This window comes from Streptomyces sp. MBT53, assembly GCF_016654115.1.
Classification (GTDB): Bacteria; Actinomycetota; Actinomycetes; order Streptomycetales; family Streptomycetaceae; genus Streptomyces.
Window position 1 is genome coordinate 1 of record NZ_JAEQAZ010000074.1, and the last position, 23,580, is coordinate 23,580.

Annotated in this window: 18 protein-coding genes and 1 pseudogene; 10 read left to right on the forward strand and 9 right to left on the reverse strand. The window is 69.7% G+C overall.

The genetic code is table 11. The features are described from left to right. Nucleotides 1–465 (reverse strand): annotated as a pseudogene (locus tag JHN45_RS25745) (hypothetical protein); the annotation flags it as partial. A gap of 305 nt (nt 466–770) precedes the next feature. Here JHN45_RS25745 and JHN45_RS25750 point away from each other — a divergent pair. Beyond that, nucleotides 771–1,724: a substrate-binding domain-containing protein gene (locus JHN45_RS25750; RefSeq protein ID WP_201050813.1), complete on the forward strand. Its 954-nt coding sequence runs from the start codon at nt 771–773 to the stop codon at nt 1,722–1,724. A 97-nt stretch (nt 1,725–1,821) separates the two neighbouring features. Here the strand turns inward: JHN45_RS25750 and JHN45_RS25755 are convergent, their stop codons facing one another. Both JHN45_RS25755 and JHN45_RS25760 read right to left on the reverse strand, forming a co-directional pair. Further along, the gene (locus JHN45_RS25755) at nt 1,822–3,165 is read right to left on the reverse strand and encodes an aminomethyltransferase family protein (RefSeq protein ID WP_201050814.1); all 1,344 of its coding nucleotides are present in this window, start codon (nt 3,163–3,165) and stop codon (nt 1,822–1,824) included. A 383-nt stretch (nt 3,166–3,548) separates the two neighbouring features. Further along, on the reverse strand, nt 3,549–4,448 hold the full coding sequence (locus tag JHN45_RS25760; protein WP_307783198.1) for a LacI family DNA-binding transcriptional regulator: 900 nt from the start codon (nt 4,446–4,448) through the stop codon (nt 3,549–3,551). Nucleotides 4,449–4,864: 416 nt separating this feature from the next. On the opposite strand from JHN45_RS25760, the gene JHN45_RS25765 reads away from it, so the two are divergent. From JHN45_RS25765 to JHN45_RS25795, 7 genes are all read left to right on the forward strand, one after another. Next, nucleotides 4,865–6,265, forward strand: a complete 1,401-nt coding sequence (locus JHN45_RS25765; protein ID WP_236584098.1) for an NAD(P)-binding protein — start codon at nt 4,865–4,867, stop codon at nt 6,263–6,265. Nucleotides 6,266–6,434: 169 nt separating this feature from the next. After that, on the forward strand, nt 6,435–7,325 hold the full coding sequence (folP, locus tag JHN45_RS25770; protein ID WP_201050816.1) for a dihydropteroate synthase: 891 nt from the start codon (nt 6,435–6,437) through the stop codon (nt 7,323–7,325). A gap of 107 nt (nt 7,326–7,432) precedes the next feature. Then, nucleotides 7,433–8,773 carry an aminomethyltransferase family protein gene (locus JHN45_RS25775; RefSeq protein ID WP_201050817.1) on the forward strand — a complete coding sequence of 447 codons (1,341 nt, stop codon included), beginning with the start codon at nt 7,433–7,435 and terminating at the stop codon, nt 8,771–8,773. A 181-nt stretch (nt 8,774–8,954) separates the two neighbouring features. Continuing rightward, entirely contained in the window at nt 8,955–9,827 is an 873-nt protein-coding gene (locus JHN45_RS25780) for a methylenetetrahydrofolate reductase (protein ID WP_200711808.1), read from the forward strand. Beyond that, on the forward strand, nt 9,824–10,732 hold the full coding sequence (gene purU, locus JHN45_RS25785; RefSeq protein ID WP_200711807.1) for a formyltetrahydrofolate deformylase: 909 nt from the start codon (nt 9,824–9,826) through the stop codon (nt 10,730–10,732). The genes JHN45_RS25780 and purU overlap by 4 nt, the downstream gene beginning before the upstream one ends. 43 nt (nt 10,733–10,775) lie before the next feature. Then, a complete protein-coding gene (locus JHN45_RS25790) occupies nt 10,776–11,639 on the forward strand; it encodes a bifunctional 5,10-methylenetetrahydrofolate dehydrogenase/5,10-methenyltetrahydrofolate cyclohydrolase (protein WP_201050818.1) in 864 nt (287 codons plus the stop codon). Nucleotides 11,640–11,692: 53 nt separating this feature from the next. After that, nucleotides 11,693–12,769 (forward strand): chorismate-binding protein, encoded by a 1,077-nt coding sequence (locus JHN45_RS25795; RefSeq protein ID WP_201050819.1) that lies wholly within the window; start codon nt 11,693–11,695, stop codon nt 12,767–12,769. An 80-nt stretch (nt 12,770–12,849) separates the two neighbouring features. Here JHN45_RS25795 and JHN45_RS25800 read toward each other — a convergent pair whose 3' ends face one another. From JHN45_RS25800 to JHN45_RS25820, 5 genes are all read right to left on the reverse strand, one after another. Further along, nucleotides 12,850–13,962 carry a cobalamin-independent methionine synthase II family protein gene (locus tag JHN45_RS25800; RefSeq protein ID WP_201050820.1) on the reverse strand — a complete coding sequence of 371 codons (1,113 nt, stop codon included), beginning with the start codon at nt 13,960–13,962 and terminating at the stop codon, nt 12,850–12,852. A 101-nt stretch (nt 13,963–14,063) separates the two neighbouring features. Beyond that, a complete protein-coding gene (locus tag JHN45_RS25805) occupies nt 14,064–14,669 on the reverse strand; it encodes a TetR/AcrR family transcriptional regulator (RefSeq protein ID WP_201050821.1) in 606 nt (201 codons plus the stop codon). 74 nt (nt 14,670–14,743) lie between these two features. Next, nucleotides 14,744–15,772: an ABC transporter permease gene (locus JHN45_RS25810; protein WP_201050822.1), complete on the reverse strand. Its 1,029-nt coding sequence runs from the start codon at nt 15,770–15,772 to the stop codon at nt 14,744–14,746. Then, entirely contained in the window at nt 15,772–17,373 is a 1,602-nt protein-coding gene (locus JHN45_RS25815) for a sugar ABC transporter ATP-binding protein (RefSeq protein WP_201050823.1), read from the reverse strand. The genes JHN45_RS25810 and JHN45_RS25815 overlap by 1 nt, the downstream gene beginning before the upstream one ends. Further along, nucleotides 17,373–18,551, reverse strand: coding sequence for a substrate-binding domain-containing protein (locus JHN45_RS25820; RefSeq protein ID WP_201050824.1), 1,179 nt, complete (start codon nt 18,549–18,551; stop codon nt 17,373–17,375). The genes JHN45_RS25815 and JHN45_RS25820 overlap by 1 nt, the downstream gene beginning before the upstream one ends. A 559-nt stretch (nt 18,552–19,110) precedes the next feature. On the opposite strand from JHN45_RS25820, the gene JHN45_RS25825 reads away from it, so the two are divergent. Further along, the gene (locus JHN45_RS25825) at nt 19,111–20,022 is read left to right on the forward strand and encodes a LysR family transcriptional regulator (RefSeq protein WP_200711799.1); all 912 of its coding nucleotides are present in this window, start codon (nt 19,111–19,113) and stop codon (nt 20,020–20,022) included. Nucleotides 20,023–20,158: 136 nt separating this feature from the next. Beyond that, nucleotides 20,159–21,286: an MBL fold metallo-hydrolase gene (locus JHN45_RS25830; RefSeq protein ID WP_201050825.1), complete on the forward strand. Its 1,128-nt coding sequence runs from the start codon at nt 20,159–20,161 to the stop codon at nt 21,284–21,286. A gap of 508 nt (nt 21,287–21,794) precedes the next feature. Here JHN45_RS25830 and JHN45_RS25835 read toward each other — a convergent pair. Continuing rightward, nucleotides 21,795–23,444: an alkaline phosphatase family protein gene (locus JHN45_RS25835; protein ID WP_236584099.1), complete on the reverse strand. Its 1,650-nt coding sequence runs from the start codon at nt 23,442–23,444 to the stop codon at nt 21,795–21,797. Nucleotides 23,445–23,580 lie beyond the last annotated feature (136 nt).

Here is a 23,580-nt window from a genome sequence, read left to right on the forward strand (position 1 = left end):
ATCATGCGCCACTACTACTGAGGAGCTCCGTCTCCCGTCGCCGGGATCTGGTGCATGTCGCAGAAGCGCCAGGCCCGGCAGGGCAGTTGAGCCGGAGGTGAGCAGGACGGCAGCGGGATCGAGGAGGGACCGGGCGCGGCTGTCACCGCCGCGAGCGGCGACGCTGTAGGGGTTGTGGACACCGCCGTCCTCGCGGACCTGAGTCGCCACGGTGAGCACCTGGCGGTCCTGGTCGCGCGGCGCGATCCACCGGCAGCCGCCCGGGGCGCCCGGGGTACCCGGCGGAGCAATTCCCGTCGCGGCGACCATTCGGCGCGCCGCACCGGCCCACTGCGCCTCGGCCAGATATCGCAGAGCATCGTGGCGGGTCGGCATCTCGATCGCGGCATCGTGCCAAGTGCCGTCGATCACACGGGGGTTGACGGACTCGCCGTGCCGTCCCTCGCCGAGTTGCTGACTGAGCACGCCGAAGGTGAGCTTGCGCGGAGCGCAAGCAAAGATTGCGCTACCGCGTCCTCGTCTCCTGAGATCTGCTCTGTTAGCTTCCGCCTGCGTCAGTTCGGCCGCTGGAACCAAGGATTTCCACCTGGGCACTAGAACGTTCAAGTGACAAAGTGGGGCAAATATCAGCGAAAGTGATCCTCGTGAGACGGGTGCACCTCTGGACGCCTTGTTCATGTCGGTGGATCTCAGGCCGAGCAACTCTGAGAAATTTCCAGTGCTGTCTGCCCTGACGACGAAGTCATGTGCAGCAGAAAGACTCCCCATACATGCCCATATCCAGCAGACGGCTGCTCGCGACCGGCGTCGGCCTTGGCCTCTTGGCAACCGGATGCGGTCTGATTCCCAACGACAGCACCCAGTCCACGGGGCCTGTCGTCTTAGGTTTCATCAACGGGGGAACGACGTCGTTCCACACCTGCCTGCAGACGGCGGTCACGAGGACGACATCGGACAACCTGGCAAAAGTGCTGACCGCGAACTCGAACGGAAGCAAGTCGACGGAGCTGCGCAATGTGAAGGACATGATCGCGCGCAAGGTCGACGCGATTGTCCTGCTCAGTGTGGACGCCAGTGCCCTGGGCGCCGACATCGCGGCAGCGCACAAGGCGAAGACACCCATCACGCTGATCGCGCTGACGCCGTCGGACGACAGTGACATCCTCGGTGCCGTCATCAGCGACCTGCCGGGGATAGGCAAGTTGGACGCCCAATGGGTCGACGACGACGCTGACGGAAAGCCTGCCGAGGCTGTCGTCGTCTCCGGCGACGGGAGTACGTCGTCCAACCTGATGGTCGGCGGATTCACGAAGAACCTGGCAGGCAATGTGCGGGTGGTGGGGAACGAGCGGGGCATGTTCGACCGGGCGACCGCCAAGGCCGCCGCGGCCGGGCTGATCAAGGCTCACCCCGACATCCGGTACGCGTTCGTCGCCAACGAGGACATGGCTTTCGGCGTGCGTGAGGCGTTCGACGCGGCGGGTGCCGCCGGCGTGAAGATCGTGACGGTCAACGGTACCGACCCGGGGCTCGCCGCCCTGAAGGACGGAAAGTTCGCGGCGACGGTCTCCAACTCGGTCCAGGACCTGGGAGCGCTGGCCGTGACCCACACGCTCTCCCTGCTGCGCAAGGACGAGAAGACCAAGATCGCCCACATCGACGCCCGTCTGGTGACCAAGGACAACGCGGACACCGCACCCGTGTACTGCGACACGGACAGCTGACCGGCAAGGGTGGTGCGGGCGGGGCACCAGGCGGGAGCCGCCTGCCTGGTGCCCCGCCCTGCGAGGGGAGCGCGAACCCCGCCCGAGCGGACCGTTGTCAGTGCTTGTCGCCCGCGAAGGGCCTGCGGATGACGGTGGCGCGGACGGTGGTCTGGGAGTGGCGTTCGACGGTGGGGTTGGCGGAGCCGCCGTCGGGCTCGCCCCAGACCAGTTCGACCTGTTGTCCGTAGTGGACGTCGTCGTCGATCATGACGACGGATATCCAGCCGCGGACGTTGGCGGTGTAGCTGCACAGGGTCGACAGGCCGACGAGACGGCCGTTGCTCTCGACGCGGTCGAACTGGGAGGCGGCGTAGAAGGCGGCGGGCATCTCGATGTACTTGAAGCGCCGGTCGCCCTGCTCGTACTGGGAGGCGAAGACACGGGCGACATCGTCGCGGTGCCAGGCCAGCCAGGCCTTCCGGCGATGCCTGTCGCCCTTCCGGCGCTCCAGTGCCTCGCGGCCGATGAAGTCGTGGTCGAACTTGAGGATGTGGCCGTAGCCGAGGTCCCAGGGGGTGACGTAGTAGTCCTCGACGCGGTCGGAGGCGAAGCTGCCGCCGAGGGAGAGATTGGCCTCGAAGGTCCGCACGCCGAGCCATTCGCGGTACGTCCTCATGCTCTCGCCCGAGTAGACGGCGGGGACGGTGTTGGCGATCCAGCCGGACTCGGTGGCCACGGAGGCGTAGGCACGGGCGCCGATCCGACGGACGCCGAAGGGCTCGCCGGCTTCCAGGATGGCGTCGCGGACGTCGTCGATGTGTTCGTAGGGGCCGAAGAACTCGAGGCCGGGGAACCCGGACATGCGGTGGTTGAGGGCGGTGACCTCGTGCTTGCCGATGTTGAACTTGCCCATGCTGAAGAAGGGGATGTCGGGCATGGGGCCGCCGTTGACCTTCTCGAAGATGGCCGAGGCGTGCGGGCCCTGGAGCTGGAGGCGGAAGAACTCGCGGCCGTGCGGGTTCTGCGCGGTGCGTTCGTCGCGGCGCAGGGTGACGTCGTAGCCGCCGGTCTCGGCATGGAACTGGACCCAGTTGAGGGCCGGCGGGCGGCCGACGAGGCGGACATGGTTGTCGGCGAGGCAGAAGAGGATGCAGTCGCCGATCATGTAGCCGTCGTGGTTGACGGCGATGAACTGTTTGGCCTTCATCGGGCCGAAACCCTGGAAGGTGTTGGCGCCGACATCGGCCAACAGCCGGTAGCAGTCGGGTCCTTCGACGGTGAGGTCGGTCATGTGATGGGACAGGTCCATCAGCGCCGCCGAGTTGCGCCAACTCTCCTGCTCGTCACGCCAGTTGGTGAACTCGGCCTTGATCGGGAACGGGTAGGCGCCGGAACGGCCGCCGCGCAGCAGGCCCAACGGCCCTCCGGCCGCCTGGATCTGCTCTTCGAGTTGTGCCATCGGTGTTCTCCATGTCGTCGCGATGCGTGGGTGAGGCGGCGGCAAAGGCGGGGCCGACCGTTCTGGTGGCGGCAGGGGCGAAGCCGTTTGCGACGCCTGGCGTCGTGAGTGACCCGGCTCGGGGGTGTCGCGGCTGAGGGGTACAGCCCGAACGGGCGGGCACGCCGAAGGGTCGTACGCCTTCGTCGGCGTTGTGAACTGTACGGTACGGTACACTTCTGAGGCACTCAAGAGCCGGGCGCGGAATTTCTGGAGCGGACGGCCGACAGCGGCGGGCCGTAGGTCACGTTCCGCCTACGTCGGCGAGAGCGTGGACCCTCCGGTCGCTGGAATCCACGGCGCCGTCTTCATGATCGCCGTGGTGAAGTGCCTGGCCCGCCCCGTCAGGTCGACTCGCGGACGACGACCCGTGCGGGCGGGGGCTCCAGACCGCTGGTGTCGAGCCCCAGGGCGAGCCGGGCGCTGAGCCGGCCGTGGGCCTCGCCGTCGACGTTGATCGTGGTCAGCGAGGGGATGACGTGTTCGCCGTAGCCGTTGTCGTCGAAGCCGATCACGGCCGTGTCGTCCGGCACGCGCCGGCCCAGGTCGCGCAGGGCGGTGAGGACGCGCAGGGCCATGTCGTCGTTGAAGCCGGCGATCGCGGTCACCGCGGGGGTGCGGGAGAGGAGTGCGCCGACGGCGTCGGCGCACGCGGACCGGTCCCGGGGGGCGGTGAAGGAGACCGGGGTGGGGATGGCGAGGTTCTGCGCGGCATGCGCGGTGAAGCGAAGGCGGGCCTCGGCGAGCGGTGACTCGGTGTCCGGCAGTGCCAGGGCGATGTGGGTGTGGCCGTGCTCGACGAGATGGCGGAGCTGGAGCGCGGTGTGGGCGGCGAGACCGTTGCGCCAGCCGCCTCCCAGGTCGTCGAGGGCGTGGCCGGTCAGATACGTCTCGCCGAAGCGGATCACCGCGCGGGGGACGATGGCGTCGAGAACCTGCTGCGTGGACTGCTTGGTGTGGCGGCCGTGCCGGACCAGGAGGACATGGTCGTGGGCGGCCAGCTCCGCGTCGAGCCCGTGGATGTAGCTGCGGGAGTACGCGCCTTCCATGCCCGCGTCGATGTTCAGGACGACGACCCGGGAGGACCCTTCGCGCAGTGCTCGCGCCACACCGTGCGGAACATAGCCGAGAGTTCGGGCCGCCTCCTTCACCCGGTCGCGGGTGGCGGCCGAGATCGTCTGGTGCGGGTCGTCGTTGAGGACGAAGCTGACGGTGGCGCGGGAAACACCGCTCGCCGCGGCCACGTCGTTCAGCGTGACTCTCCTGGAAGTCCCCATCACCCCTGCTCTGACGTTGTCGTGTGCACCTGAGTCCCAGCGACACGGCGTTCACCCATTGTAAGGAGACCGACCGGAGCCGATGGCCTTGCCCCGTACGGCACTGAAACGTACGGTACGGCGCGGCGGGGACGGGGACCCCGGATCGGGCGTCCCTCCGTATCCTCGCGTCGTCGCGCCGAGCCGTCGAACAGACGGGCGAGGGGTCGTACGCCGTGGCGCCGTCCGAAGGCCGGCCGTGACTCCCGCGTCGGCCGTTCCCGACAACCACCGTCGGCCGAGGGCCACCTGACGACCGGCTCGGGCTGCCGGACGGGCTCCAGCCGGTCGACCGCCCACCGGCTCACCGTCATCTCTCGAGGCAGGACATCGACCCTATGACCTTGGATTCAGCACGTCACAAGCAGCACGGCCCCGTCCGTTCGTACGTCGTCATCGGTGACACGCACCTGGCCGGCCGGGTGTGCAGTGCCCTTCACACCTCGTCCGACGTGGTGCGGCACCTCCCGCGGCCACGCGACCCCGAACTGCGCGCGGCGCTCGCCCTGCGGCCGGCGGGCGTGGCCGTACTGCTCCACGACGATGTCGCGGCCCTGCGCTACGCGCTCGCCGTCGCGCACGTCGCGCCCGACGTACCTCTGATCGTCACGATCTTCGATCGCACCATCGCCGATGAGCTCGCGCGACTCCTGCCGCAGTGCGACGTCACCTCGCCGGCCGACCTCGCGGCGCCGTCACTGGCCGGCCCGTGCCTGGATCCTTCCTTCGTCGCCGCCCGCCGGCGCGGCGGGTGTGTCCAGGTCGTCCGAGAACGTGACGGCGTCCTGGAGGCCGGGGAATCGGCCCTGCCGGGGCCGTGGCGTCACCGGTACCTCGGACGGTGGGGCGGGTTCCAGCTGCGCTCCCACGATCCGGGCACCCGGCTGCTCGTCCTGGGCATGCTCGCGATGCTCGTCGTACTCGCCGCCGACTGGGCATGGCTCACGGCGTTCGGCCATCGCCCGTCCGAGGCGCTGTTCGAGGCCGCCCGCGTGGTGGCCGGCGTCGGTCCGGCCGCCGCACCACCGGACGCCCACGCCTACCAGGTCTTCGCCGTCCTCGCGATGCTGAGCACCGTCGCCTTCACCGCCTTCTTCACCGCGGGAGTGGTCGAGCGCATGCTCGGTCCGCGCCTGATCGGGCTGGTCGGTCCACGCACTCTGCCCCGCGCCGGGCACGTCATCGTGGTGGGAATGGGCCAGGTCGGTATGCGGCTCTGCGTCGAGCTGCGCGCGCTGGGCATCCCCGTCGTCGGCGTCGAACGCGACCCGCAGGCGGCCACCGCGCGGCTGGCGCGCACCCTCGGGATTCCCGTCATGGACGGCCACGGCGGAGACCGCCATGTACTGGAACGGCTGCGTATCGGTCACGCCCGGGCGCTGGCAGCCGTCGGCTCCGACGACCTGGACAACGTGGCCGTGGCCATCGCCGCCCACGGCGTCGCACCGCACATCCGCGTCGTGATGCGGGCGGGCGAGGACGACGCCATCGCCGAGACGCGCTCGCTGCTGCCCATGGGTGTCGTCTCCGACATCACCGGTCTGGCCGCCGGATACGTGGTCGCCCGGCTGCGCGCCGAGCAGGTCGGCGACGTGGTCGCTCATCGCGACGAGATCAGGTTGCGGGACACCGCCGGAGTGTGGCGCTGCAGCGCCGTGGCCGGTCACGACCGCTGCGCCCACGTCGAGGGGCGCCGTCAGGTGACGGCCGACGACATTCGACCGCCCAGGGCTAGAACGATTTAGCGATCCGTTGTAACGTATCCGCTATATCGATTTAGCTTTTCCAGCTCGCAGGGCGGACGGCCCGCAGGCGGAGGAGGTCGTTCGACCCGTGATCGACATGCAATGTGCCGTTGCACAGCCACCCCCGCAAGGTCCCGCCGGACTTCCACGTCCCGGCCGGTGCCTGGTGATGGGCATCCTGAACGTGACTCCGGACTCGTTCTCCGACGGGGGCCGGTACGCCGAGACCGGGTGGGCCGTGGAACAGGGCCTGCGACTCGCCGAGGAGGGCGCCGACCTGGTCGATGTGGGCGGCGAGTCCACCCGGCCGGGGGCCGAATCCGTCCCGGTGGAGGCGGAGTTGGCCCGTGTGGTGCCGGTGGTGCGGGAGCTGGTGCGTGCGGAGGTCGCCGTCAGCGTGGACACCATGCACGCGGCGGTCGCCCGCGCCGCGATCGAGGCCGGCGCCTGCATGGTCAACGACGTCAGCGGCGGGCTGGCGGATCCCGCCATGGCCGGCGTCGTCGCGGCGGCCGGGGTGCCGTATGTCGCGATGCACTGGCGTGCGCCCAGCCGTGAGATGGACCGCCACGCGGTCTACCGCGACGTCGTCGGCGATGTCATCGCCGAACTGCTGCGCCGCGTGGAGGCGCTCACCGCGGCCGGGATCGATCCGGGGCGCATCATCCTCGATCCCGGACTCGGGTTCGCCAAGCGCGCGACCCACGACTGGGAACTGCTCACCCGTCTGCCCGCCCTGCGGGCCACCGGTCTCCCCGTGCTGGTGGGGGCGTCCAGGAAGCGTTTCATCGGTGCCGCGTTGAGTGACCGGGCGGGGATCGATACCGTGCCCGGCGACCGCGACGCGGCCACCGCGGCGGTGTCCGCGCTGGCCGCCGTGGCCGGCGCGTTCTGTGTGCGGGTGCACGACGTCCGCTCCAGCCTGCACGCGGTGTGTGTGGCCGCCGCCTGGACGGACGACCGTCGGTTCTCGGAGTCCGGAGACCGTCGCGCGGAGACAGCAATGAATGCGCTGCACGAGTCTCCCCAAGCTCCGAACCCGTCTGCTAGCTTGCGCTAGATCGTTCTAGCGATCCCCCTTTTCCTCCCGAAGTGAGCCGATTGTGACGAGCCGCGTCACTAGATCGATTTAGCGCTTCAGGGGAGATGGCTTTGAGAGGAGCCGCAATGGCAATCCCCAGTCTTCAGGACGGCATCGACAAGGCCGGTTCGCCCATCGGTCTGCTCTGGCAGCCGAACGCCGAACCCTGGACCCCCGAGGTGGTCGAGCGGGAGTACGTCGGATGGCGCCAGGAACAGGCGGCCTGGCACGAGGGCGTCGCACTGCTCAACCTCTCGCACCACATGTTCGATCTGTGGATCGAGGGTCCCGACGCCACCCGTGTGCTGGCCGAGTACGGAGCCAACAACTTCGAGAAGTTCGCGATCGGCCAGGCCAAGCAGTACGTACCGGTCACCCGGGACGGCAAGATCGTCACCGACGGCATCCTCCTGCGGCGCGCCGAGAACAAGTACCTCCTCAGTGGTGTCCCCGCCGCCCAGCACTGGGTGCAGTACCACGCGGAGAAGGGCGGCTACGACGTCGCCTTCGAGACCGACGCGTCCTCCGCCTTCCGGCCCGGCGGCGGTGACCCCAAGCTGTTCCGCTACCAGATCCAGGGCCCGCTGGCACTGGAGCTGATCGAGAACGTCTTCGGCGGCCCGCTCCCGGAGACCAAGTTCTTCCACTCCACGCCGGTCACCCTGCACGGCCGCTCCTTCGAGGCACTGCGCCACGGCATGGCCGGGCAGGCGGGCTACGAGTTCATCGGCCCCTGGGAGCACGCCGCGTACGTGCACGAAGCGTTCCTCAAGGCCGGTGAGCCGCTGGGCCTGGTGCAGGTCGGCGCGCTGGCGTACACCACGCCGAGTGTCGAGAGCGGCTGGATCCCCTCGCCCGTCCCGGGCATCTACGTCGACCCCGAACTCGCGGAATACCGTGCCTGGTTGCCGCTGTTCGGCATCGAGGGCAAGCGCCCGCTCAACGGCAGCTACTTCTCGGAGGACATCGAGGACTTCTACGTCTCCCCGTACGAGCTGGGCTACGGCAGGCTGATCCACTTCGGGCACGACTTCCACGGCCGCGACGCCCTGCTCAAGGCGAAGGACGAGCCCCGCCGCACCAAGGTCACCCTGGTGTTCGACGCCGACGACGTGCGCCGGGTCGTCGGCGGGGGAGAGGACCCCGGCTTCGTCCTCACCTACGCCCGCCACCGGGTGGAGACCTCGGCCGGCCTGGTCGGCGCCACCATGCAGACCGCGTCGATCGACCCGGTCGGCACGGTGCTGGCGCAGACCCTGATCGACTCCGCGCATGCCGAGCCCGGCACCGAGGTGACCGTGGTCTGGGGCGAGCACCCGGGCCTCGGTACCGACCCCGAGGCCGACCTCGGGTTCCCGCGCATCCGCGCGACCGTCCAGCCCAGCCCGTTCGACCGGCACGCGCGCACGGAGTACCGGCGCGGGTAGCTCCGCGGGTGGCTCCGCCGGATGCCGGTGAGTCGTCTGCGGGTCTGTGGGGGCTGGGCGCGCAGTTCCCCGCGCCCCTAGGGGCGCGCTGGACTTCGCCGGAGTTTCTCGGCGGCCGGAGGCAGCGTCACGCGTCCGGCCGCCCACCGCCCCCTGCCCTTCCCTATCGACAAGGAGCACGATGAACCCCCTCAGCACGGCCTCGGCGGCGGTGAGCACATCGCTGCTGGAGGACTTCTCCCTGGAGATGACAGGCAAGGACGTCCCGAAACTGGAGGAGGCCCGGCACTCCATCCCGCAGGGCACCCGCATCAACGTCACCTTCCTCGGCAACGAGAACCTCGAACTGCGCCTGGCGGCCTCCCGGGCGGTGAAACGCCTCGGCTTCGTGCCGGTGCCGCACATCTCCGCCCGACGCCTGGGCTCGCAGGCCGAGTTCGAGGAGTTCCTCGCCGGCCTGAGGGCCGACGGCACCTGCGCCAACGTCTTCACCGTGGGCGGCGACCCCACCCGCCCCGAGGGCCCGTACGAGGACTCGCTCGCCCTCATCGAGACGGGACTGCTACGGGAGTACGGCGTCCGGCACATCAGCATCAGCGGCTACCCGGAGGGCCACCCGGACATCGCCGGGGACGCGCTGTGGTCCGCGCTCCGCGAGAAGAACGCGTCCATCGCCGAGCAGGAACTCGACGGCAGCGTCATCACCCAGTTCGGCTTCGACGTCGATCCCGTCCTGGCCTGGCTGGAGAAGGTCCGCGCGGAGGGCATCACGCTGCCCGTCCGGATCGGCGTCCCCGGACCGGCCGGGGTGCGACGCCTGATGTCCTACGCCACCCGGTTCGGCGTCGGCACCAGCGCCTCCATCGCCAAGAAGTACGGCCTGTCCATCACCAACCTGATGGGCACGGCGGGCCCGGACAAGTTCCTGCGCGCACTCGCGGACGGCTACGACCCGGCCCGCCACGGAGACATAAAGATCCACTTCTACACCTTCGGCGGCCTGCGGGCCACGTCCGAGTGGATCGCACAGTTCAGGAAGGACAACCTCGTATGACCGTCACGCAGGCCGCGCCCACCGACATCGCCAAGAAGACCGGGGGAGCGGGGCACCAGGCGTCACTGATCGTCCAGGGCGCCGACGCCACCGGCATCGTCGCGGCCGTGACCTCCGTCCTCGGCCGGCACGGCGCCAACATCGTGTCCCTCGACCAGTACTCCGACAACCCGCAGGGCGGCGCCTTCTTCCAGCGCACCGTCTTCGGACTGGACGGCCTGCGGGCCCAACTGCCCGGCCTGCGCGCCGACTTCGACAAGGAGCTGGTGAAGCCGTACGGCCTCTCCTACACCCTGCGCGACCTGTCCGTGCCGAAGCGGGTGGCGATCTTCGCCTCCAAGTCCGACCACTGCCTGCTCGACCTGCTCTGGCGCCACCGCCAGGGTCAACTCCCCGTCAGTATCGCCATGGTGATCTCCAATCACCCCGACACGGCCGAGGAGGTACGGTCGTTCGGCATCCCCTTCTTCCACGTCCCCTCCATGGGCGCGGACAAATCCGCCGCCGAGGCCGAACACCTGCGGCTGCTCAAGGACAACGTCGACTTCGTCGTCCTCGCCCGCTACATGCAGATCCTCTCCGGAGACTTCATCGAGCAGGTCGGCGTACCGATCATCAACATCCACCACTCCTTCCTGCCCGCCTTCATCGGCGCCGGTCCCTACGCCAAGGCCAAGGAGCGGGGCGTGAAGCTGGTGGGTGCCACCGCCCACTACGTCACCGAGGACCTCGACGAGGGCCCGATCATCGAGCAGGACGTGGTGCGCGTCAGCCACGCCCACACGGCCGCCGACCTCACCCGTCGCGGTGCCGACGTGGAACGCGCCGTACTCTCCCGCGCGGTGCTGTGGCACGCCGAGGACCGGGTCATCCGCAACGGCAAGCACACCATCGTCTTCGCCTGAACCCGCGAGTGGCACGTTCACCGGCAGAAAGCGGTTCGCCCTCATGACAACCACCATCGACGGTGCCCGGATCGCCCGTGACATCCGGGCCCGGGTCGCCGAACGGGTCGCCGAGACCGCCGTCCTGGGACGGGTGCCCGGACTGGCGACCATTCTGGTCGGCGACGACCAGGCCAGCGCCGTCTACGTCGCCGCCAAACGCCGCGCCATCCGCGAGGCCGGTATGCGCGACTTCCACCGACACCTCTCCCAGCACGCCTCCGCGGACGAAGTCGCCGCGGTCATCGACGAGTTGGCGGCCGAGCCGGACGTCTCCGGAATCCTGCTCCAACTCCCCCTGCCCGCCCACCTCGACGCCGCGGCCCTGATCGACCGGATCCCCGCGGCCAAGGACGTCGACGGTCTGACCACGGCCAGTGCGGGCCGGCTGGCCCGCGGCGAACGCGGACTGCGCCCCTGCACACCGAGCGGCGTCATCGAACTCCTCGACACCGAGGGCATCGAACTCAGGGGCGCGTGTGTCGCCGTCGTCGGGTGGGGCGAACTCGTCGGCCGCCCCCTGGCCCAGTTGCTGCTGCGGCGCGGCGCCACGGTGACGGTCGCCCACGAGTTCACCGCCGACCTGGCGGCCGTCACCCGCCCCGCGGACATCGTCGTCGTAGCCACCGGAGTCCGGGGTCTTGTCGGACCCGAGCACGTCAAGCCCGGCGCCACCGTCATCGACGTCGGCATCCACCGCACCCCCGAGGGCCTGACCGGCGACGTCCGTGCCGCCGAACTCGACGGCGTTGCCGGCCGCATCACCCCCGTACCGGGCGGGGTGGGCCCGATGACCATCGCCATGCTGATGGTCAACACCCTCCGGGCGGCCGAGTGGAACGCCGTGCCCAACGCCGTGCCCGCATAGGCGAGTCGAGCGGTCGGCGCTGTTCGCCCGCGCTCAGAAAGGTGCCGGACACGATGCGACTCCCACTCCGACTCCCACCGTTGGCCCGGCTCGGTGACCGGGTGGCGACCGACCTGGTCGACGTCACCCATGACCCCGCCGCGCTCGACTCCGAGGGCTTCTGGGCCGTCGTGGCCGACTTCGAGGGGCGCTTGACCTGCGCCCGCTTCCGTGACGTACGGCCCGCCGCACAGCACCCCGTCCGAGGTGCCCGATGGGACGGTCCCGCGCCCGACTTGTGGGCCACATCGCTGGACCGTGAGGCCTATATGGCGGGCGTGCGGCGTATCCGCGAGCACATCGCGCGCGGTGAGGTGTACCAGGCCAACCTCTGCCGTGTCCTGTCCGCACGCATCGGCGCGGACGCCGACATCGAGGCGCTGGCCGACCGGTTGGCGGCACGCCACCACGCGCCGTACGCGGGCCTGATCAGGCTGCCGGGTCTGGGTCTTGAGGTGGCCACGGCTTCCCCCGAACTCTTCCTGCGCCGCGAGGGGCGGGCGATCGAGTCGGGCCCCATCAAGGGCACCGGGCGCACCGAGGCGGATCTCCTGGAGAAGGACTTCGCCGAGAACGTGATGATCGTCGACCTGGTCCGCAACGACCTCGGGCGCGTGTGCGCCACCGGCAGCGTCACCGTGCCGGACCTGTGCGCGGTCGAACGCCATCCCGGGCTCGTCCACCTCGTCTCCACGGTGAGCGGAGAGCTGCGCGACGGAGTGGGGTGGCCCGAGCTGCTGGCGGCGACCTTCCCGCCGGGATCCGTCACGGGCGCTCCGAAGGAGAGCGCCCTCGGCATCATCACCGCCCTGGAGACCGCACCCCGTGGACCGTACTGCGGTGGCATCGGCTGGGTCGACGCCGATCGCGGCACCGGCGAACTGGCCGTCGGCATCCGCACCTTCTGGATCGACCGCGCCCGGCAGCGCCTGAACTTCGGCGCCGGAGCCGGCATCACCTGGGACTCGGACCCCGAACGGGAGTGGCAGGAGACCGAGTTGAAGGCGGCGAGGCTGCTGGCGATCGCATCCAACGGTGCTTCGGCGAGCGCGGAACCGCGCCGACGGCTCGCCGTCCTCGACGGCACGTGAGGACCCGGTCGGCGTGGTGTCACGCCAAAGACCCACTGGGCGGCGGCTGTTGAGCCGCGACGGGTGTGGTGGTGCCTCGGTCAGCCCCAGACCAGACGCGCCGTCTCCGCGACGAGTTCCAGCTTGCGGCGCTGTTCGTCGACGGTCAGCAGATTGCCCTGGCTCGTCGAGGCGAACCCGCACTGCGGGCTGAGGGCGAGCTGCTCCAACGGCAGATACTGCGACGCCTCGTCGATACGCCGGCGCAGGCTGTCCACCGACTCCAGCTCCGCCACCTTGGACGACACCAGCCCCAGGACGACGGTCTTCGCGGGTGGCACGAAGCGCAGCGGCTCGAAGCCGCCGGAACGCTCCGTGTCGTACTCCAGCAGGAAGCGGTCGACCTCGACCTCGCCGAACACCCGCTCCGCGATGGGCTCGTAGCCGCCCCGGGCGGACCAGGCGCTGCGCATGTTGCCCCGGCAGAAGTGCATGGCCACGGTCATGCCGGGGCGCCGCGAACGGGCCGACCGGATCAGGCCGTTGTCCGTGTCGATGATGTGGGAGAGATGCCCCTCCAGGTCCGTGACCCGGCGCATCCGCGCGGCCTCGGGGTCGATGTTGGCCCAGTAGGCGAGCGAGTCGAGCTGCAGCCAGGAGACTCCGGTGTCGAGCAGATCGGCGATGTCCTGCCGGTAGATGCCGGCCAGCGCCGCCACCGCGTCACGTCGGGTCGGGTAGACGTCGTCCGACACCCCCGGCCGCCAGAAGCCCGCCACCATCGTCGGACTGGCCATGGTGATCTTGTACGGCCCCGGCGTGTTCGCGGACAGCCAGCGGGCCTCGGCGAGGGACAGCGGCGTCCGCCGGTACAGGGGTGCCGTGATCGCCACCGACGGGACGTCGCCGTCGAGTTCGGCGCCGTCGCTGTCACGGATCCAGCGCGGCCGGGCCGAGGACTCCTCGGCGGGCGCCAGCCCGCCGACCGTCTCCACCACAGAGGCCATGAAGTCGTCCCGCCGCACCTCGCCGTCGGTGAAGACCTGCATCCCGGCGTCCTGTTGCAGCTTCACCGCGGCGGTCGCCGCCTGGTCCTCCAGCTCGGCGAGCCGCTCGCCGGAGACCTCCCCCCGCCGGTGCGCGGCACGCGCCGCCAGCAGTTCCCCGGGACGCAGCAGGCTTCCCACATGTTCGGCTCGGATCGTCGTCGGCATCGGCCGTCCCTTGCTCGGAGGTCGCAAGACAGCTGTACGGTACGGTCCAGTACACATCGGGGGCAAGACGTGTACCGGGCGCAGTGTGCTTTGCGAAGAGGTCAGGCCGGGGCGACGGAGACACCGTGCAGAAAGACCCGTACCGCCTCCTCGATGGACGCACGGACCTCGGCGTCGGTCAGTTTGACGGGCGCGTCCGTCAGCAGCCGCATCTGGGCGTGGCCCAGCATGGCCTGGTAGAGCTGTTCCGCCGCTCGCACCGGGTCCGCGACCCTGATCAGCCCGTCGTCGCAGGCCTGTTGGAGGCAACGCCCGAGCACCGCGTGGCCCGCGTTCGGCCCGTGCTCCGCGAAGACCTCGCCGAGCCCGGGAATGCGTACGGCTTCGGAGGTGACCAGCCGGTGCAGGGCGATCGCCTCGGGCGTGAGGACGACACCGGCGAAGTGTTCACCGAGCGCGACCAGGGTGTCGGTGAGGTTCGCGCTGCCCGGCTCGAACGTGTGCAGCGGCTGGGACCACTCGTCGCACAGCGCCTGCACGGACGCGCGGAACAGGGCGCTCTTGTCGGTGAAATAGCGGTACAGGGTCGCCTTGGACCCGCCCACCGCCGTCAGTACGTCCTCCATGGAGACGCCGGCGTAGCCGCGCGCGATGAACAGCTCACCCGCAGCCCGCGTGATGAGTTGTCGCCGGTCCGTCGCTGTCATCCTCACACCGGCCATGTTAGGTGCCTGATTGCCAGGGACTCCGGTCAGCTCGACCGGCTCTGGCACAGGTCAGGTCATGGACCGCGGCGGCGCAGCAAGGTCGAGATGGTGACCGCCGCGACCAGGACACCTCCGTAGAAGACCGAGGAGACCCACGCTTCCAGACCCAGCAGTTGGAGCCCGAGGATGCCGGTCGCCAGGAAGTAGATACCGATGAAGGTGCCGACCGGGTTGAAGCGTCCTGGCAGGACGATCGCGGTGCCGAGGAAGACCGAGGCGAAGACCGGCAGCAGCAGGGTGTCGGACGTGGTGGGGTTGTAGCCGCCCAGGGCCGCGACCGAGATGACCGCGCCGACACCGCACAGCGCGCCGGAGGCGACGAAGGAGCCGAAGCGGATCCGGTTGACGCGGATGCCGGAGAGGCGGCTGACCTCTCTGTTGGCTCCGACGAAGCGGATGTGGCGGCCCAGTGGTGTGCACGCCAGCAGATAGGCGAAGCCCGCCACCAGCACCACGCCGTAGTAGAACGAGACCGGCAGCCCGCCCACGGAGTACAGCGCGATCCTGCCGAACCCGGTGGGCAGACCGCTGACCGTGTTGAGGTGCGACAGCCACAGGGCGATGCCGCCGAGGAGGGTGCCCATTCCCAGGGTCACCACGATGGTGTTCACCCCGACCACGACGACGAGCAGTCCGTTCACCACGCCGACCACGATCGCTCCCAGGGCGGCGACGAGCGCGGCCGGCCACACTCCCCACCCGTGCTCGACGACCAGAACGGGCAGGATCGTGGCGGAGAATCCGAAGACCGCCGGGACCGACAGGTCCACGAACTCTCCGACGCAGACGGTGCACAGCAGGGCCATGGTGAGGAAAACCAGGGCCTGTTGGGACCCGAAGATCGTCTGGAAGGTCCCCTCGGTCAGGAACACCCCCGGCTCCGCGACGGCGTACACCGCGATCATGGCCACCCAGATGGCGATCACGGAGTAGCGCGACGCGAAGTGCCCGGCAAGGGCGGAGGCCGATGTCGGCCTGCCGGTGTGCGCCGTCTTCGGCGCGGCAGGGGGTGTGTCGGTGTCTTGCTGGCCGGTGACGTCCATCAGTCTCCCCGCCCCTTTCCCTGAGGTGTGGTGTCGTCGCCGAAGACCGCGTGGACGACGGCGTCCTGCTCCAGTTCGCCGCTCAGCTCCCTGGCGACCCGGCCGTCGCGGAACACCAGCACCCGGTCGCACAGCACGGCCAGGTCCACGGCGTCGATCGAGGCGAGGACGATGCCGCAGCCGTCCCGGGCCGCCTCCCGGATCGCGGCGATGATGTCGTGGCGGGCGCCGACGTCGACGGCCTGTGTCGGTTCGTGCAGCACCAGCAGATTCGGTGCCCCGGCCAGCCACTTGCCCAGCAGGACCTTCTGCTGGTTGCCGCCGCTCAGCGTGTGGACCGGTGCCCCGGGGTGGGGCGGCCGGATGTCGAGTTTCGCGATCGTCGCGGCGGTCTCCTCGGCCTGCCACGCGGAGCCGGTCCGCAGTCGGCCGCCGCGGCCGCGCACGCGTGGCAGGGTCAGGTTGTCGGCCACCGAGAGTTCGCCGGCCACCCCCGCCTCCAGGCGGCGCTCCGGGACGAACGCCACCCCCGCGTCCACGAACTCCTCGGTGCAGCTACGTCTGCGGTCCAGGGCGAGCTCGCGCCCGTCGACCGCCAGCGTGCCGGCGTCGGCCGGACGTGCGCCCGCCAGCGCCTCGGCCGCCTCGACGAAGCCCGAGCCGATCAGCCCGGTCAGTCCGAGGATCTCGCCGCGCCGGACGTCGAGGTCGAGGTCGGCCACCGGGCCGACCGCGAGACCCCGCACCGAGGCGACGACCTCGTCCCTGACCTGGCTCCCGACCCGCCCGTGCGTGACGAGGTGACGTCCGAGCATCATGCGGGTGAGCGAGACCTCGTCCACCTCGCTCGTGCGCAGGCCCGCCTCGACCACGGCGCCGTCGCGCAGCACCGTGACGCGGTCGGTCGCTTCGACGACCTCCTCCAACTGGTGCGAGATCAGCAGGACCGACGTGCCCTCGTCGACGAGCGACCGGACCAGCTCGAAGAAGCGGGCCCGCGCCGACCTGCCCAGCGCCCGTGTCGACTCGTCGAAGACGATCAGACCGCCCCCAGGACGGTGGTCCTGGACCGCCCGGGCGATGGCGACCACGGCCCGGTCCTCCGCCGAGAGCTGCCCGACCTGACGGCCGACCTCCAGAGGGCGGTCCAGCCGGGCCAGAACCTCCTCGGTCGCCCGCTGCTCCTCGCGGCGGTCGATCCGCCGCGAGAACCGGCCCGCCCGGTAGTGCCCCAGCCGCACGTTCTCCCACACCGTCAGGTCGTCGACCAGTCCGCTGTTCTGGTGGACGACGGAGACTCCCGCCTCGCGCTGCCGCATCGGGCGGACGGGCAGCGCCAACTGCCGCCCGTCCACCGCGATGGACGCCCCCGGGTCGGGCGCGTACACGCCCGTGAGGATCTTGACGAGGGTGGACTTCCCGCACCCGTTCTGGCCGACCAGTCCGTGCAGTTCTCCGGGGGCGATCCGCAGATGGACCCCGCGAAGCGCCCGGGTCGAGCCGAACGCCTTGGACAGCTCGGCCACTTCCAGACGATGGCGCGGTGCCGTGTCCGGCGGGTCGGTGCGCGAGTCGGCGCTCGCGGTGTGCGCCTCCTTCATCACCCGATGCCCCAGAGCTTGGCGAAGTCCGCCTGGAAGGAACCGTCGCCGAACCACTCGCCAGAGGCCTGGGCCGCGGCCGTCACCTTGATGCTGCCGATGTTGTCCTTGGTGAACAGCCGCATGGGCTGGGCCTCGTCGATGGGCCCGGACTCGGTCATCATGCGCAGGAGTTCGTCGGTCACGCCGTAGCCCATGTAGAGCTGGTCCGCGGCCACGACCGCCTTGACCGACCCTGTCTTGATCAGGCCCAGCCCGTTCACCGAACCGGCCGCCGTGGACACGGAGACGCCGGCGGAGCGCCCCGACTGCTGGACGCCCTGGAGGGTGGCCTGGAGGCTGTCCTCGAACTCGGTGTAGTAGTAGGTGGCGTTCGGGTTGCTCAGGACGTTGGAACTCGCCTTCGAGGCCAGCAGGGCCGGCGTCGAGGCGGTGATCTGCTTGACCGTGACCTTGCAGCCGGGGCAGTACTTCTTGTAGATCGGCAGCGAGTCGGCCACCATCTTGATGGCCGTGGGGCTGTCGGCGTTCTGCGCGATGATCAGATCGGCCTTGCCCTTGGAGTCGGCGATGATCCACCAGGCCATCGCGGTGGCCTGCGAACTCGCACCCGGCACATAGCTCACCTGGTTGCTGTTCTCGACTCCGGTCGGGGGGTTCTGGTCCGCGATGACGATCGGGATGCCCTTGGCCTTCGCGGCGTCGAGGGCGTTCTGCGCCATGCCGTACGGGATCGCGTCCAGGATGATCCCGGCCGCGTCCGCGGTGATCGCCTGCTGGACACAGGCGGCTATCGCGGTCGGCTGGGCCTTGCCGTCGCACACCTGCTGCGAGAGGCCGGCCTTGGACAGCGCCTGCTTCGTCGACCCGGCCGTGGCGACGAAGGCGGGCACCTGCTGGACGATCGGGATGTAAAAGACCTTGCGGCCCTTGAACTTGTCCACGCCCGGCACACTCGCGGTGGGGACGGGGTAGGTCTTGGCGACGGCCTGTAGGGCCGCCACCTTCTTCTCGGCCGTGGCAAGCCCCGATGCGGAACTGTCCTTGCCCGAAGTGGTCGAGCCGGAACCCGAGTCGGAGCCGGAGCTGCCGCATCCGGCCAGCACCGCCGACGCGGCGAGCACGGCCGTGCACGAGGCCAGCCACTTCTGTCTGACAAGCGTCCTGACAAGCGTCATTGCTTATGCCTCCATGGCGGAGCGTCCGTACTTCCTTGAGCGGACGCCGGTGGTGTCTGGAATCGCCCGCTGTCACTGAGGGGGCGGAGAAGGTACGAGCGGAACGTGTTCGGTCCCTGGTCCGCGGGTTGTGCCGCGGCGGCCGAGGAGCTCCCGTCCGGATACCGCTCGTTGATCACAAGGACCGCGGACCGGTTCGGATCGCGCGGTCGTCCGGTGGTCGAAGAACAAAGGCCCCGTTCGCGGACCCATTCCCGTCAATGGCCGAAAGTGTGTGCACGTCGGCAGGCGCGCGGAAGCGCATCGGCAACAAGTTAAGTTTGCGAGCCGCGCACCGGCCTGGAGCCGAAGCCCGCGGGCGCGCACCGGGCCGAACCGGGTCTTCGGGGCCGGGCCTCGCGATCATGACTGGTTTCTGTTACGGTTGCTAGATCGATTTAGTTACCGTGAGTGTGTCGACCGGCACGACCCTGACGGTGATGGCTTCACCTCAGTGCACCGCCCCATGTTCGACGCGGCCCGGAGGGACACCGGCGCCGTGGACGACCGGAGGAACGCCATGGACCGTCTGCTCCTCATGCGCAGTTTCGTCATCGTCGCCGACCTCGGCAGCTTCAGCGGAGCCGCCAAAGCGCTGGGGTCGTCGGGATCACTCGTGTCGCGGCATGTCGCCGAGCTGGAGCGACAGGTCGGCGTCCGGCTGGTCAACCGCACGTCCCGCTCGGTGAGCCTGACCGAACCGGGCCTGCGCTACGCCGAGTTCGCCGCCCGCATCGTGAAGGAGATCGACGCCGAGGACTCCGACATCGCGGATCTGCACGACAGGGCCGAGGGCGTCCTCAGCATCATCTGCCCGAAGTGGATAGGGAGCCTGGACCTCGGTGACGCCATCGCCGCGTTCTCCGCAGCGCATCCGAAGATCCAGATCCGGTTCGAGCTGGGAGGCGTGTCCGACCGGACCTACGACTTCCTGGACGGCGGTTTCGACCTGGCGTTCCACACCCGGGACCTGCGGGACTCCAGCGTGCGGCTGAAGAAGATCGCCTCGCTGCCCTTCGTCCTGTGCGCGTCGAAGACGTACATCGACGAACACGGCCCCTTGACGCACCCCAATGAACTGGCCGCCCATGACTGCCTGGTGCACATCAACGACCCCGTCTGGCGCATCGGACACGGACCCGCCTCCACACTGCACAAGATCCGCAACGTGGCCTTCTCGTCCAACTCGTACATCGCCCTGCAGAAGGCGGCCGTCCACGGGCGCGGCATCGCCCTGCTGCCGCAGCGGTCCGCCTACGACGATCTCGTCTCCGGTGCTCTGCAGGTCCAGCTGCCCGAACTGGCGGCGCCCGACCGGCCGTTGTACGCGATCCACGGCCCGGGACCGGGCACCCAGCGCAAGGTCACGGTCTTCCTGGACTTCCTCGCCAAGTGGTTCGCGGAGAACCCGATTCCCACGATCGGCTGCTGACATCCGCCGATCCTTGCGCGGCGCGAAACCTTATGATCCGCCCCGGTACCTCATATTTTGTACCGACTGATGGACAGCCGTGCCCGGTGTGGCCACTGTGGCAACGCGAATCGAGCCGCGAAGGAGCTGTCCCTCCATGTGCGAACCCCTGAGTGAACCGACGTCCCGCCGGACGATGCTGGGCGCGATGACGGCAACGGCCGCTGCCGCCGTCGCCCTGCCCCTGCTCGGCGCCGAACCGGCCACCGCGGCCACGAACACCGGATCCGCGCCCTCCGCGACGGGCCTGACCGTCACACTCCTCGGCACGAACGGCGGCCCGCCGCCCCTGGCGACCAGGTACGGCATCTCGTCCGCTCTGACGGTCAACGGCAGAACATACGTGATCGACTGCGGACGAGGAGCGGTGACCCAGTACCTGCGCGCCGGCCTGTCCATGCCGTCCCTGGCCGGAATCTTCCTGACCCACCTGCACGCCGACCACATCGTCGACTACTACTCCTTCCCACTGCTGTCGGCGGGCGCCTCGGGCGCACAGGGCTTCCAGAACCCGATCGAGGTCTACGGCCCCGGTCCCGCCGGGATCGCCTCGACCGTCACCGGTGCTCCCGGGCCCGTGCCGGGCACCGTCGAGATGACGAGGCTGGCCGGCCAGGCCTACGCGGCGTCGCCGACCTTCTTCATGACCGAGCACGCGGGCATCGACCCGGCGAACCTGCTCCACGTCCACGACGTACTGCCGCCCTCCGGCGCCGGCGCCTCGGCGACGAACTCCGCGCCGGCCATGACCCCGTTCACCGTCATGGAGAACGACGACATGAAGGTCACCGCCGTCCTGGTCCCGCACGGCGCGGTGTTCCCCGCCTACGCCTACCGCTTCGACACCGACCACGGCAGCGTCGTCTTCTCCGGCGACACGGCACCGACCCCGAACATCATCACGCTCGCGGCGCACGCGGACGTCCTCGTCCACGAGGCCCTGTACCCGGCGGGTCTCGCGAGCCTCGGCCTGCCCCAGGCACTGATCGACCACATCACCTCGACCCACACGGACGTGGCCCAACTCGGCCGGATCGCCGCCGAGTCGAACGCGGGAACCCTGCTCGCCACCCACCTCGGCCCGGGCCAGCAGACAGTGGTCTCCGACCCGACCTGGCGCCGCCTCCTCCGCGACAGCGCACGCCGGGCCGACTTCGGCGGCCCCATGGTCCTGGGCACGGACCTGCTGCATCTTCCGGTACGACGACGCGGGCCCCGCGGATAGCGGCTACGTGAGAACGCGATGCGCGGGTCGACCGGGCTCAGTAGTTGTGGCGGCTTTTGATGTGGCGGCAGAAGTCGCGGAACATCCACTTGTCGAATTCGGTGATCTCGGTCGCGGATCCGGCGTTCATGGTGAAGCCGCCGAAGTCGGGGGCGGGGTCCAGTCGTAGAAGTAGTCGAGGCCGAAGGTGCGGCCGACCTCGTGCAGGTAGTTGTGCGGGTTCTCCTCGTCCAGGGCGTTGGTGAAGTACTCCTGGTCCAGGCGCTGTCCCCGGTCACCGCCGGCCCCGCCGAAGCCCGTGCCCTTGGTGAGCCAGAGGGACTCGTCGTAGTGGTGGGCCTCCTTGCCGGGGCACTGGGAGCAGTCGCCGTCCTGGTGGAAGAACCGGCCGCAGGGCTCGGCGCATTGGGGCGCGCCGCCCTCGTCGAGGTTGCCGGAGTAGATGTCGGCGGAGCCGTCGTCCCACCGGGGATGGGACGACAGAGCCCGCGTCGCTTTGGGACCCGGTTCAGCGGACCGGCAACACCTTGGTGTGTTCCTCGCGGACGGCCCGCAGGGAGCGGGGGTCGAGGCCGAGGAGGTTCAGGATCGTCGGGGCGATCTGCTTGGTCTGCACGTGCGCGGAGTCGCGTACGCCGGCCGGGACGGAGGCGCCGGAGACGACCAGGGGTACGGCGAGGTCGTCGGAGTGGCTGCCGCCGTGTTCGGCGATCTTCTTGGTGCCGCCGGTGTAGACGACGCCGTACTGCGCGACGCCGAAGAGGTCGGGGACCCGCGCGTCGTCGGGCTTGACGTGGAAGTAGTCGGCGGCGGCCTTGCCGGCGTAGACCTTGCTGAGCCCGCTGTCGGTGTAGGCCTTGGGCTTCGCGTTGATGTCGGTACCGGTGCCGTTCTGCGCGAGCAGGTACTTCTTGGCGAAGGCGGTGGCGGCAGGGGAGCGGTCGGAGAGCCACAGCAGCATGGCGTCGTCGTCCACCGCGTGGGTCACCAGGTCGGCGGCGCCGGGGTGGAGCTTCTTCCAGGCGGCGTCGAGGCCGTCCAGCAGGGGGCCGTCGTCGACGCGGGTGAGCGCGGCGGGGTCGGTGGGTGACTGGCCGTGCTTGGCGGAGAGGACGACGGTGGTGCTGGCGGCGAGGTGCCGCTTGTCGATCTCGGCGGTCAGGGCGCCGATCTCGTCGTTGACGAAGTCGAGGTTCTTCACCAGCAGCGGGCCCGGGACGTTCTTGGCCGTGTAGCCGCCGGTGAGGCCGTCGGAGGCGGGCAGCTTCTGCGCGGTGGAGACCGACTGGAAGTTGAGGCCGAAGATCGCCGGGGTGCCGACCTTGTGGGTGCGGCTGTGGTCGTAACCGTCGATCTCGTTGAGAACGGCCTTCACCTTGTAGCCGTCGTACTGCTCGGTGGCCTTGTTGTCCGTGGTCCAGTCGTTGCCGGCGGCGTAGCCGAGGGCGTCGCTGTTGATCTCAGGGGTGAACAGATCCTGGACGCCGGTGCCCGAAGGGCCGTTCAGGATCTCGTACGCGGCGTGCTTGTCCGACCACGCGGTGCGCAGACCCGCCTGGCGGGCCACCTCGAAGATGGTGTTCACCTTGAGGTAGGAGTGCGGGTAGACCGGCTTGCAGGTCTTGGGGTCGACGGGCAGCTTCGACGCGTTGATCAGGCTCTGCGGCCGGCCGGTCATCGACAGGATGCTGTCCGGCAGGCCCGTGAGGCCCTGGCCGGCGTCGATGGAGGCCTGGTTCTTGTCCAGGTCCTCGGTGAGGTCCACCTCGACTCCGGGCTTGACGCCCTTGCAGCTGGTGGTGCCCGCCGGGAGGAGCGCGGCGTTGTAGGTGTCGTCGTAGTAGACACCCGTGGTGCCGGGGCTGCCGCCGGTCGCCTGGGCGACCATGCCGGGGAAGGAGTCGGACGGCGTGGTCGTGGCGGCGTGGGTGAACTCCACGCCGCCGCCGACCAGTTGGGCCAGCGCGGAGTTCGGGTGCCTGGCGGTGTACCAGGCCAGGTCCGACTGGTGCAGGCCGTCGACGGAGATCAGCAGGACGTGCCGGGTGGCGGCCGGGTGGTGGGAGGCGGCGAACGCGGCGGGCTGGGCGGCGGTCACCCCGGCGAGAACTCCGGTCGCGGCGAGGAGGGCTGCGGGCCTGACGTGGCGTCTGGACATCTGGTTTCTCCCGGGTGTTCGGGGCGGGCTGCGGGTGCCGGGCTCATCAGAGTCGCGCCTTGTGTACCGGATGCGGCGCATGTGTGAACACACCCGGAATGGGCGGTCGGGTCTTCCTCAAGGGGAAACTAAGAGG